This is a genomic window from Actinocrinis sp., from assembly GCF_035938995.1.
In the GTDB taxonomy this organism is placed as follows: Bacteria; Actinomycetota; Actinomycetes; order Streptomycetales; family Catenulisporaceae; genus DASZGI01.
On sequence record NZ_DASZGI010000271.1, the window covers coordinates 1 to 11446 of the forward strand.

The 11446-nt window shown below is 71.3% G+C and carries 11 protein-coding genes and 1 pseudogene; 4 read left to right on the forward strand and 8 right to left on the reverse strand.

Going from position 1 to position 11446, the window contains the following annotated elements; all coding sequences use genetic code 11:
* Window positions 1–96: pseudogene (locus VGZ32_RS28765) on the forward strand (undecaprenyl-diphosphate phosphatase); the annotation flags it as partial.
* On the opposite strand, the gene VGZ32_RS18710 reads toward VGZ32_RS28765, so the two are convergent.
* Window positions 80–703 (reverse strand): TetR/AcrR family transcriptional regulator, encoded by a 624-nt coding sequence (locus tag VGZ32_RS18710; protein WP_326887368.1) that lies wholly within the window; start codon window positions 701–703, stop codon window positions 80–82. The pseudogene VGZ32_RS28765 and the gene VGZ32_RS18710 overlap by 17 nt on opposite strands.
* A gap of 60 nt (window positions 704–763) precedes the next feature.
* On the opposite strand from VGZ32_RS18710, the gene VGZ32_RS18715 reads away from it, so the two are divergent.
* Window positions 764–1186 (forward strand): SgcJ/EcaC family oxidoreductase, encoded by a 423-nt coding sequence (locus tag VGZ32_RS18715; protein ID WP_326887369.1) that lies wholly within the window; start codon window positions 764–766, stop codon window positions 1184–1186.
* A 24-nt stretch (window positions 1187–1210) separates the two neighbouring features.
* Here the strand turns inward: VGZ32_RS18715 and VGZ32_RS18720 are convergent, their stop codons facing one another.
* The 6 genes from VGZ32_RS18720 to VGZ32_RS18745 all read right to left on the reverse strand — a co-directional run bounded on the left by VGZ32_RS18720 (window position 1211) and on the right by VGZ32_RS18745 (window position 7269).
* Window positions 1211–1891: an ABC transporter ATP-binding protein gene (locus tag VGZ32_RS18720; protein WP_326887378.1), complete on the reverse strand. Its 681-nt coding sequence runs from the start codon at window positions 1889–1891 to the stop codon at window positions 1211–1213.
* A gap of 2 nt (window positions 1892–1893) precedes the next feature.
* Window positions 1894–2826, reverse strand: coding sequence for an ABC transporter ATP-binding protein (locus VGZ32_RS18725; protein ID WP_326887370.1), 933 nt, complete (start codon window positions 2824–2826; stop codon window positions 1894–1896).
* Entirely contained in the window at window positions 2823–4205 is a 1383-nt protein-coding gene (locus tag VGZ32_RS18730) for an efflux RND transporter periplasmic adaptor subunit (RefSeq protein WP_326887371.1), read from the reverse strand. Before VGZ32_RS18730 ends, VGZ32_RS18725 begins: the two co-directional genes overlap by 4 nt.
* 193 nt (window positions 4206–4398) lie before the next feature.
* Window positions 4399–5220: a pyrroline-5-carboxylate reductase gene (gene proC / locus VGZ32_RS18735; RefSeq protein WP_349263651.1), complete on the reverse strand. Its 822-nt coding sequence runs from the start codon at window positions 5218–5220 to the stop codon at window positions 4399–4401.
* Between the two features lie 153 nt (window positions 5221–5373).
* The gene (locus VGZ32_RS18740) at window positions 5374–6261 is read right to left on the reverse strand and encodes a sugar phosphate isomerase/epimerase (protein WP_326887373.1); all 888 of its coding nucleotides are present in this window, start codon (window positions 6259–6261) and stop codon (window positions 5374–5376) included.
* A 69-nt stretch (window positions 6262–6330) separates the two neighbouring features.
* Window positions 6331–7269 carry a Ppx/GppA phosphatase family protein gene (locus VGZ32_RS18745; RefSeq protein ID WP_349263652.1) on the reverse strand — a complete coding sequence of 313 codons (939 nt, stop codon included), beginning with the start codon at window positions 7267–7269 and terminating at the stop codon, window positions 6331–6333.
* Between the two features lie 230 nt (window positions 7270–7499).
* Between VGZ32_RS18745 and VGZ32_RS18750 the strand changes: the two genes are divergently transcribed.
* Entirely contained in the window at window positions 7500–8264 is a 765-nt protein-coding gene (locus VGZ32_RS18750; protein ID WP_326887375.1) for a hypothetical protein, read from the forward strand.
* A gap of 14 nt (window positions 8265–8278) precedes the next feature.
* On the opposite strand, the gene VGZ32_RS18755 is transcribed toward VGZ32_RS18750, so the two are convergent.
* Window positions 8279–10621 (reverse strand): hypothetical protein, encoded by a 2343-nt coding sequence (locus VGZ32_RS18755; protein WP_326887376.1) that lies wholly within the window; start codon window positions 10619–10621, stop codon window positions 8279–8281.
* Between the two features lie 378 nt (window positions 10622–10999).
* On the opposite strand from VGZ32_RS18755, the gene VGZ32_RS18760 reads away from it, so the two are divergent.
* On the forward strand, window positions 11000–11299 hold the full coding sequence (locus VGZ32_RS18760) for a hypothetical protein (protein ID WP_326887377.1): 300 nt from the start codon (window positions 11000–11002) through the stop codon (window positions 11297–11299).
* Window positions 11300–11446: the final 147 nt, after the last annotated feature.

Below are 11446 nucleotides of genomic sequence, written 5' to 3' on the forward strand. Positions count from 1 at the left end.
AGGTTCCTCGTCCGCTGGTTCCAGACCAGGACACTGACCCCGTTCGCCATCTACTGCCTTGCCTTCGGTGCCCTGAGCATCATCCGGTTCCTGTGAGCGCGGGTGAACACCGGGCAGCTAAGTCGTTGAGCGGGCTGGTGAGGGCGGCGAGGGCGGTGACGGTGGCGATCTCGACGTAGCGATCGGCCGTCAGCCCGGACTCGTTGACGAGGTCGTCCCATACGCGGAACGAGGTGAGTTCCCACAGCAGCGTGGCCGCCTCTCCCGCCGTCCAGCTTGGGTGGAGCCGGCCTTCGTCGCGCAGCCGGGTGACGGCCATGACGGCGCCGCGCATCCGGTTATCGGTGCGGTCCCGCCATGCTGCCGCGGCCGCCTGATCGCTGTGTCGCGCTTGGTCCAGAGCGCGGGCCAGGGGCCCGATCCGCGGGTTGCGCCGCGCCTGCATCTGCACCCAGGCCCGGATCTGGCCAGCGGCGTCTGGCGCGGCGAGCATTGCGGACACCTCCGCTTGCAGGTCTTCTCGTTCGTCGACGTCCGCGACCAGCGCCAGCAGCAGCGATCCGCGGTCCGGAAAGTGCAGGTACAGCGCCTGGCGTGAAATGCCAACCGCGCGGGCGAGCTCGGACATGTTCGGCGTGCCGCCGTTGCCTTGCTCGACTAGTTCGCGGGCCGCGCTCAGGATGCGCTCTTTCGTACTTGACACCTGTCAAGCATAGCGGTTACCGTCGTACTTGACAGGTGTCAAGCAAAGACGGGGGTCACGATGTCCACCACGGAAGCTCGCGGCCAGCACGCACCCACCGATGTGGCGGCGGTCGCCGAAACGATCATGCAGCGCCTCGAACTGGCCTGGAACCGCGCCGACGGCGCCGCCTTCGGCGAGCCGTTCAGCGCCGACGCTGATTTCGTCGCGATCAGGGGCGACCTGCACACCGGGCGAGAGGCCATCGCCGCGGGCCACCAGCAGATCTTCGACACGATCTACGCCGGCAGCACAGTTAGTTACGAGGTTCTCCAGGCGCGCGAACTTGACGAGCAGGTGATCGTGGCGCACATCCGCGGCACCATGGACGCGCCCGGCGGCCCGCTGGCAGGCCAGCACGCCTGCACGATCACGCTCGTGTTGCTCAGGCACGACGCCAAGTATGAGATCACCGCCTTCCACAACACGCTCGTCACCGGCTGAGCTGTGCCCGGCCCGCAGTGGTGATCACCCGGTTGACGCGGGGGCCGCGATGCGGCCGTCTTCCAGGTTCAGGACCGAGTCCGCGAGGTCGATCAGGGCCGGGTCGTGGGTCGCCACTAGGGCGGTGACGCCCTCGGAACGGACCACGGCGCGCAGCAGCCGCATGATCTGCTTGCCGGTCTCCTGGTCGAGCTGGCCGGTCGGCTCGTCGGCGAGCAGCAGCGCGGGGCGGATGGCCAGCGCGCGGGCGATCGCGACGCGCTGCTGCTGGCCGCCGGACAGTTCGCCAGGCCGCTGCCTGGCGTGGCCGCCGAGGCCCACGAGCGCCAGCATCAGCGCCACGCGCTCCTCCCGCTGCCGCGGCGCGACGCCGGAGATCCGCAGCGGCACGCCGACGTTCTCGGCGGCCGATAGCACCGGCAGCAGGCCGAACGACTGGAAGATGTACGCCACCGTTTCCCTGCGCAGCCGCATCCGGTCACGCTCGCCCATCGCGGTCACGTGCTGCCCGGCCACGCTCACCGTGCCGCCGTCCGGGGTGTCGAGGCCGCCCACGACGTTGAGCAGCGTGGTCTTGCCCGACCCTGAGCGGCCGCGCAGCGCCACCAGCTGCCCCTCGCCGATGGTGAAGGTGACGCCGCGGAGGGCGGTGGCCGCGGTCGGGCCGCTGCCGTAGGTGCGGGTGACGTCCCGTACGTCGACCATGCTCACGCGGCACCGCCGTCGCTGTCCGTTGCGCCCGCGCGCTGCGGCTGGTCCGGCCAGACGCCGATATGGTCCGGTTCCGCTTCGAGCCGCACCCGGTCCCGCATGCCGAGCGTCTCGGTCATCTCGCGGGGGAGCTGGAGCCGCCCGGCACGGTCGAGCACCGCGTACTCGACGGCGTGCTCCAGCGCGCCAGAGCCGTCGGCGGCGTCGCGCCGCAGCGTCTCCGTGCTGGTCCTGCCGTCCCTGATCGCGATCACCCGGCGCACCATCGAGGACACCGCCGGGTCGTGGGTCACCACCAGCACCGTCGCGCCGAGCTCGGCGTTGGCCGTCTGCAGCGCGCCGAACACGGACGCGGCCGTCGCGCTGTCCAGCTCTCCCGTCGGCTCGTCGGCGAGCAGGACCCGCGGCGAGTTCGCCAGCGCCACCGCGATCGCGACCCGCTGCTGCTCGCCGCCGGACATCTGGGTGGGCCGGTGGCGCAGCCGGTGGCTGAGGTTGACCGCCTCCAGTGCCGCCGTCGCCCGTCGCCTGCGCTCGCTCCGCCCGACGCCGCGGTAGACCAGCGGCAGCGCGACGTTGTCCACCGCCGAGGTGCGCGGTAACAGCTGAAAGGACTGGAAGACGAACCCGATCTCGTTATTCCGCAACCGGGCCAACTGCGCGTCGCCCATCTCGCTGATGCTGCGGCCGCCGACGAGCAGCGTCCCGGAGCTGGGCCGGTCGAGACAGCCGAACAGGTGCATCAGGGTCGACTTGCCCGACCCGGACGGCCCGGTGATCGCGACGTATTCGCCCTCGTCGACCCGCAGTGTCACCCCGCGCAGCGCCGAGACCTCCACGCCGTCGAGGCGGTAGACCTTGTGCACGTCGCGCGCCTCGATCGCGACGCCGGGCGGCGGGTCGGCGGCGGGGAACGGGGCCTCGCTCATCCGACCTGCTGTCCGTCCGAGACCTTGTCGGCGCCGGCGACGACGATCCGGTCGCCCGCCGCGAGTCCGGAGAGCACCTGCACGACGGTGTCGCCCTGCGCGCCGAGCCGGATCACCCGCTTGTGCGCGACTCCGCCGGTGACGAGCCAGACGGTGGTCGTGTCGCCGTCGGTGACCAACGCGGCGGACGGCACCGACAACGCGTCCTGCACGGTGAGCACGTCGAGGTTCGCGATGGCGCTCATCCCGGGAAGCGGGACCGGGGCGGCTGTTCCGTCGGAGAGGGTGCCCGCGGCGAGGCTGAGCCGGACGGTGTACGTCACGCCGCCTTGGCTGGACGTGGTCGCGCCGGGATCGACGGCGGTCACGACGCCCGGATATGTGGCGCCGGGTACCGCGTTGAGCTGAATGCGGGCACTGACTCCCGGCTTGACGGTCAGCACGTCGGTCTCGTCCACCTGCGCGGCGACCGAGAGCGCGGAGGCGTCGGTGACGGTGAACAGCGTGCCGCCGCTGGAGACCGGGGTGCCGACCGCGATCACGGTGCCGTTCGAGGCCGTGTTCCCGCCGGCAGCCGAGCCGAGCGCCTGGGCCGCGGCGGTGTTGGCCCCGGCGCCGGCCTGGGAGATCAGCTGGCTGAGCGAGCCGAGGCCGCCCGAGCCGGCGCTCGCCTGCCCGCTGCCGAGCGTGACGGTGCCGGAGATCGCCGCGGTGACGGTCAGCGCGTCCACGGTGCGCTGGGCGACGTCGACGGCGGCCTGCGCCTGGGTGCTCTGTGCCTGGCCGAGGGCGGCGAGCACCTGCGAGGCCGAGGCCAGGCCCTGCTCGAACTGATTGATGACGCCGGCGACCGCGTTGATCGCCGAGTCATACGAGCTCTGCGTGGCGGAGATCTGGTCGAGCAGCGCCTGCCGAAGCTTCGGATCAGTGATCTGCTGCGCTGCCAGCTGGGCCTGTGTGAACGCCTTCGAGGCCGACGAGCGCGCGGAATTGGCGGCGCTGGTGAATCCGGTTCCGGTGGCCGGGACACCCGAACCGGCCGACGACGCCTGCGCCGCGGCCTGCTTTGCCTGAGCGAGCTGTTGCTGCGCAGCGGGGGAGGAGATCCGGCCGAGCAGCTGACCGGCGGTGACCTGCTGGCCGTCGCGCACGTCGAGTTCCGTGACCGTGCCGTCAGCCGGAGCAGTCGCCGAGACCTGTGCCTTAGGGACGATGTTCGCGGGGGCTTGGACGACCTGCGCCACGGTGCTGTAGCCGACCGCTGCGACCTTGATCGCGGAGTTCGCGTCCGAGCTGCACCCCGCGAGCACGAGCGCGACCGCGATCCCCGCGGCCACGGCCGTCGCGGCGCCGATCCGCCTCTGGAGGAGTCTGCCCACGCGATACATCGTAAGCAAGCTGCATTTCCCGGGCTTCGGCCGGGGTCCGCGCGGCGGCGTGAGGGGAGAGTTTCCTCGCCGTCCCACCGGAGCGTCGGGCGCATCCGGTGGGACGGTGGTCACAGCAGCCTAGGCGGCGTGTCGATCAGTCGGAAGGCCTCGTATCCCAACCGTGATCACCCGCTACGCGCCGCTACACCCCCGAAGCGAGTTCGCGCGAGCGGTCCCGGGCCGCCTCGAGCGCGGCGAGCAGGGCGGCGCGCACGCTGTGCCGCTCCAGTTCGCGGATCGCCGAGATGGTCGTGCCGGCCGGCGAGGTGACCGCTTCGCGCAGCTTGACCGGGTGCTCGCCGGAGTCGCGCAGCATCACCGCCGCGCCGACCGCCGACTGGACGATCAGCTCGTGCGCCGTCGCGCGGGGCAGGCCGAGCAGGATCCCGGCGTCGATCATCGCCTCGACCAGGAAGTAGAAGTAGGCCGGGCCGGAGCCGGACAGCGCGGTGACCGCGTCCTGCTGCGACTCGGGCACCCGGATCGTCTTGCCCACCGGCCGGAAGATCTCCTCGGCTCGGCGCAGGTGCACGTCAGAGGCATGCTCCCCGGCGGAGATCGCCGACATCGCCTCGTCCACCAGTACCGGGGTGTTGGTCATGACGCGCACGACCGGCAGTCCGGGGACGCCGAGCCGCTCGGCGACGAACGCGGTGGTGATCCCGGCCGCGCCGGAGATGACCAGCCGGTCGGCGGGCAGATGCGGCGCGAGTTCGGTCAACAGGGCGGCCATGTCCTGCGGCTTGACGCACAGGATGAGCGTGTCGGCGTCTTTGGCCGCGTCGGCGTTCGAGACCGCGGCGACGCCGTAACGCTCCGTCAGTTCTGTGGCACGCTCGGCCCGCCGCGCGGTCACCAACACCTCGCTCGCGGGTTTTCCGGCCCGCAGCACGCCGGAGAGCAGCGCCTCGCCCATCTTCCCGGCGCCCAGCACCGCGACGCGCTGGTGGTCGCCCTCCGCCACGGTGGTCCGGCTCTGTCGGACGACGGTCTCGGCCGTCGGCGCGACGTTGATGGCGGTCGCCGCGCCTCCGTGCCCGCCGTCCACCGAGGCGGTCTGCTTCAACGCGTGGTCGCTTCCGTCGCCGTGCCGCTCTAGCTGGTCCACGTCCGGAGCCTACTGGTTGTTAGCCGAGATCTCCGCTACCGGCGTCCGCTCCACCGCGCCCGTTACCAGGTGGCGCCGGGCGAACAGCAGCGCCTCGTGCAGATCCGCGTCGCGCGCCTCCACGTCCACCGCGCGTCGCGTGTTGACCTCGAGGACCACGTTCCCGGTGAAGCCATTGCGGCCGAGCAGCCCGAGGATTTCGGCGCAGGGCTGGTTGCCGCGGCCGGGCACGAGGTGCTCGTCGGCGTTGGAGCCGCTGCCGTCGGCCAGGTGCAGGTGCGTCATCCGGTGGCCCATGCGGTCCAGCATCGCCAGGGTGTCGTTGCGCGCGGTGGCGGTGTGCGAGAGGTCGAGGGTGAAGTTCGGGTAGTCCTGCTCGGTCGGATCCCAGCCGGGCGCGTAGGCCTCGACGCCGCGTTCGTTGACGATGCGCCGGGCGCGCCAGGGGTACATGTTCTCGACCGCGAACCGGATGTCGGTCTCGTTCTGCATCCGCTTGATGCCGGTGACGAAATCGGCCGCGTACTTGCTCTGCCAGACGAAGGGCGGATGGACGACGACGGTGTTCGCGCCTAAGGCTTCAGCCGCCTCACGTGCCTTGACCAGCTTGGCCCAGGGTTCGGTGCCCCAGACCCGCTGGAGGTTCAGCCAGAACAGGCAGGGCGCGTGGATGGCGAGGATCGGCAGCCCCAGCCCGTCGCGCAGCCGCCGCAGCGAGTCGATCGACTGGCTCACCGGATCGTTGGTGACCATGACCTCGACGCCGTCGTAGCCGAGCCGCGCGGCGGTCGCGAAGCCGGTGGCCGTGTTGGCCGGGTACACGGAAATCGTCGAGAGGGTGACCTTCGGCGGCGCGATCCACGCCGCTTCACCGGTTCTGCCGACCGCCCATGTCACGACACCGAGATTACCCACCCGTAGCCCACGCTGTGCTAAGGAACGGTTGACCGCAGGGAAACGTCGGGCCTACTGCCATTCGTCGGGCAGGCCGTCGAGCCGGCGCAGGATCACGCCCTCGCGCAGCGCCCACGGGCAGATGTCCACGTGGTCGACCTCGAACAGGTCGAGCGCCGCCTCGGCGACGATCGCACCGGCCAGCAGCTGTCCGGCGCGACCTGCCGAGACGCCGGGCAGCTCGGCCCGCTCCGCGGTGCGCATCCGGGCCAGCTTCGGCAGCCATTCGTGCAGATCGGCGCGGGCGAGGCGGCGCGCGGCGTAGACCCCTTCGGCGCTCGGCGCGGCACCGGTGACCCGGGCCAGCTGCCGGAACGTCTTCGAGGTGGCCACGGTCCGGTCCGGGTGGCCGAAACGGACCAGGTCGCCGACGGAGCGGGCGATCTGCGCGCGCACCCTGCGGCGCAGCGCGCGCACGGCCTCGTCGTCCGGGGGGTCGCCGGGCAGGAACTCCTTGGTGAGGCGGGCCGCGCCGAGCGGGAGGGACTGGGCGACCTCGGGCACCTCGTCGAAGCCGGACGCCATTTCCAGCGAGCCACCGCCGATGTCGAGCACGAGCAGCCGCCCGGCGGACCAGCCGAACCAGCGGCGCACCGCGAGGAAGGTGAGCCGGGCCTCGGCGCGTCCGGAGAGCACCGCGAGCTCGACGCCGGTGCGCTCGCGGATCCCGGCCAGGACTGCCTCGCCGTTGCCGGCCTCGCGGATGGCGGAGGTGGCGAAGCCGATGATCTCCTCCACCCCCTTGTCCTCGGCGATCTCGACCGACTCGGCGACGAACGCCTCAAGCTGAGAGGCGCCGTCCGGGGTGATGGCCCCGTCCTCTCCTATCAACTCGACGAGGTGCAGCTCGGTTTTGTGGGAAAAGGCCGGCAGTGGCCGAGCGCCTTGGTGTGCGTCGACCACGAGCAGGTGAACTGTGTTGGACCCGACGTCCAGTACCCCAAGCCGCATACTCATGAAGCTAGTCCACAATGAGACGCGTCGCTGGCGGTAGGGGGTGACCGTCACCGAATCGAGGCTCCGGCTGAGCGATAGGCGGCTGGTCGGGGCCGCGACCGGCACAGACCACGCAGACCGCGCGCGGGCCCGGGAACGGACTGAGGGCCGTGTCACCCGTCCGAAGAGGGTAAGGCGGGCGCGGCGGTGCTGTGCCCGCAGGCCGCCGCACGTAGGCTGACAACGTGCCTGAAGTGACGCTTGACTTCCCCCGGGCGTGGGTCGAGTTCCCCGATCCGGAAAACGCCGAGCAGCTGTTCCGCGCCGATCTGACGTGGCTGTGCTCGCGCTGGCAGTGCATTTGGGGGGCGGGATGCCAGGGGATCCATGCCGGGCGGCCGGACGACGGCTGCTGCACCTTAGGAGCGCACTTCTCGGACGCGGACGACGAGAAGCGGGTTAAGGACGCGGCGCGCCGCCTGACGCCGGAGAACTGGCAGTTCCACGGCGAGGCTGTGAAGCGGGGCGGGCGGCTGTCGATCACCGAGACGGACGACGACGGCGATAAGCAGACGCGGGTGCATGAGGGTGCGTGCATCTTCCTCAACCGTCCGGGCTTTGCCGGTGGCGCGGGTTGTGCGCTGCATGCGCTGGCGATAAGGGAGGGGCGGCATCCGCTGGAGACGAAGCCGGATGTCTGCTGGCAGTTGCCGATCCGGCGCACCTACGACTGGGTAGACCGGTCGGATGACTCCCGGGTGCTGATCGTCACGATCGGCGAGTACGACCGGCGCGGCTGGGGGCCGGGCGGTCACGACTTGAACTGGTGGTGCACCGGGAACACGGACGCGCATATCGCGTTCGAGCCGGTGTATGTGTCCTACCGGCCGGAGCTGGTCGAGCTGATGGGGCTGGCGGCGTATGACGTGCTAGCCGACATGTGCGCCACCCATCTAGCGGCGAAGGTGCCGGTCGCCCGGCACCCCGCCGGCATCGACGACCTGCTCTGATCCGGTCGCCCTGCTCAGTGATGTCTCGCTGGCTGTGACGGTGGTGGCGTCGGCGGGCGGCTGCCGGTCGGACGACCGCTCGGCGCGCTGCTGGGGCTGCCGCCGCTCTGGTGGACGGCTGACGGGCTCGGAGCACTGCCGGTAGGCGTGGCAGACGGGCCGCTCGGTGTCGGCCCGGGGGTTGCACCGGAAGGCGTTGGCGACGGGGGCGAGGTGGACGGCGGCGGTGTCGTCGGCGGAGCCGTGCTCGGCGGGGGAGTCGTGGCGCCGCCGCGGATCGTCAGCACTGTGCCGCCGGGGGCGAACGTGACGCGGCTGGTCCACGATCCGGCCGGAGCGGCTGACGTCGCGGTCGCGGTGATGACCATGGATTGCCCCGCGCCTAAGGTGCCGGCGGTCTGACTCAGCGCGATCCACGAGTCCTGCGTGCTCGCCGTCCACGGGACGGGAACCGGACCGGTGTTGCGCAGCAGGATCACGATGGTGTTCGGATCTCCGGAGCGCTGGTTCACGCTGACGTGGAAGTCGGCCGGGTTGACGCCGGGCGGGACCGACGCGGAGCCTGAACCGCCCGCGGGACTCTGTGCGGTGCTTCCGGAGAGAGACACGGCGGTCGAGCCGACGGGCGACGGCTGGATGTGAGCATTCGAGGACGTCGAGACGCCGGGCGTGCCGGGCGCGCTACTCACGGACACGCTTAGGCCGCCGGAATCGGTGCTGGGACTCGTCGGCAGCGAGAGTTTCGGGTCACTGAGCACGCCTTGGGGATGGTCCTCGGAGGTCAGGCCCAGAAGTGCTGCGGCTGCGGCGGCTGCCGCACCGACGGCTCCAAGCGCGACGGCCGAGGTGACGGCTTGTCGGACCGGCCGCGACTTGTGGCGTGGGCGTGGCTTACCGTCCGGGCCACGCGGGGGTTCGGCGGCAGGAGCGACGAAGTGCGTGGGCTGACGGGTGGCGCGCTGGTGCGTCCTCGGAAGTGGAGCCGTCGGCGGATTCGGTGCCGCGGTACCAGAGGACGAGGCTGGTGCCTGGACTGCGAAGCGGCCCGAAGGCGTCGCAACGAACGTAGGGCGCGCTGAGGTACCTGAGCTCGCCGATGTTCCTGAGGCAGTGCGGCGCGTGGATGAGGCCGCAGGCGTGTCAGATGTGCCGCGTGCCTGAGGCGCCGTCAATTGCTCGGTGGTGGAAGCGGCGGCGGGCCCTATCGGATGCCAGTGCCGCGTCGCCTCGGGACCGTGCTCCGGAGGCAGAACACGCGCAGCCCAGCTCCCGGGAGCTCGGTACACGGTGTCGCCCGCCTGCCCCGGCCCCGCGCCCGTCGTGGCTCGCGGCCTGTTCACACCGGGCGTGCGGCGGGGAAGCGTGTCGTCCGCCTGCGGCTCGTTCCGGCGCGGGACGCGTCGGCCGGGCTCGTTCTTGACCGGCTCGTCCTCACCCGAATCGCTCTGCCGCGGTCGGTTCGAGCTCGGCTCGGCGGAGCGGGGCGCGCTCTGTGCCGACACACGTCGGCCGCTGCGCCGCCGAACAGGTACCGTCTCGGCGGCGGCGGGGAAGCCGTCGGCGGTGAAGTCTTCCAGGCGGCGCGCGATGGCGTCGTGATCCACCCCTGCGTCCCGTGCGGCGTTCGGATCGTGCAGCTCGCCGAGCAGTATTTCGCGGAGGGCACGCGGCGCGGCGACGAAGGGCAGGATGGTCGGCGCGGCCGGGGTGCCGATCACCGTGTGGAGGTAGTGCTGGCATCGCGTACAGGCGTCCACATGGTCGGTGAGCGGCGCGCGGAGGGCGGCGGTCAGGCGGCCGGACCAGCCGAAGGTCAGCTCGGCGAGTTGGGCGCAGTGCTCGCGCGACCCCTTTGCCACGGCCACGGCGGCGAGCGAGCGCTCGAGTTCGCGCCAGGCGTCCGCCAGTATGCCGAAGCCCTGTGACCCGGCCGAACCGACGAGCCCGGCGGTGGAGCGACCGTTTTCGGCCCGGCTGCGCGCGGCGGTGCGGACCGGCTGCCCGAGGCCGAGCACCAGGCCGAGCCCCTGGCTGTCCAGGCCGTGGCGAATGGTCAGCTCCAGGATCTCGCGGTGCGCGGGGGCGAGCCCTTCCGACTCCGGCCACTCCAGCGAGTGGAACTCGGCGCGGCGCAGATTCCGCTCGAGCGCGGCCAGCGAACCGTCGGGGTCCGCCGAGCCACAGGGCGGACGCAGCCGCCCGGAGACCGGCGAAGGCGCACTAGAACTTGAAGGACCGCTGCGCAGCTGGCACTCGTGCCGCATGACCGCATAGAGCCACGGGTGAACGTGTTCGGGCTGCCGAAGCTGCGTGACGTGCCGATCGGCCATCACGAACGCGCAGTAAAGCGCGTCCACCGCCGCGTCGTGGTCCCGCAGCGACCAGATCGCATAGGTGTGCAGACCATCGGCATAGGCGTCGTACGCGGCGGCACGGCCCCATCCGTCACCCGCTTCCCCGCTCGGACGGATTGGCTCAGTTCGGAGCGGGTCGTGCTCCGCGCCACGGTGGGGCGGGCGCGTTGATGTCGGCGTAGGTGTGGGCGTGGCTGTAGGGGCAGCATTCACACGGCCGACGGTAAGCCGCGGCGCCGAAGGTCACCGGCCAGTCACTGTCCTATCGCTCGACTGAGGGACGGTGCGTGAGTGCGCGGACACTCATCCGGGTGAAGTTCACTGACTAGGCGTCAGGACGCAGAGCTCGAGGGCGAAGCGCTGGGCGACGGACTCGGAGACGTGGTGGTGACCGAAGGGCTTGGCGACGGCGAAGGCGAAGATGACGACTTCGTCGGCGACGGCGTCGACTTCGGAGAAGTCGGCGTCGAGGTTCTCGGTATGACGATCGTGCCGCCGCCAGAGCCCATTGTGGCGCTCGCTGAGGGTGTCGCGGAGGGCGACGCCGACGGGGAAGCCGAGTCCGAAGGCAGCGCGACGCTCGAAGCCCCCGTGCTACTCCCGGACGTCTGGGCCTGCGACGTGATCGTCGACACCGATGCCGCGGATGACTTCGGCGACCCGCCGCTCGTGATCATGTAGAAGAAACCCGCCGCCAGCGCGATCGCCGCCGCGAAGCCGAGCGGCAGCACCCACTTGCGGCTGCCTCCGCCGTCGCGCTTGCCGGCGATCGGGAAGCCGTCCTCGTCGAACTTGCCGGCCCGCTCGGCGATCCGCGCGGCGAACGCC

Coding starts and splice junctions, on each gene's coding strand:
- VGZ32_RS18715 (WP_326887369.1), top strand. CDS start 764: ATGTCCACCACGGAAGCTCGCGGCCAGCACGCACCCACCGATGTGGCG.
- VGZ32_RS18720 (WP_326887378.1), bottom strand. CDS start 1,891: ATGGTCGACGTACGGGACGTCACCCGCACCTACGGCAGCGGCCCGACC.
- VGZ32_RS18725 (WP_326887370.1), bottom strand. CDS start 2,826: ATGAGCGAGGCCCCGTTCCCCGCCGCCGACCCGCCGCCCGGCGTCGCG.
- VGZ32_RS18745 (WP_349263652.1), bottom strand. CDS start 7,269: ATGCGGCTTGGGGTACTGGACGTCGGGTCCAACACAGTTCACCTGCTC.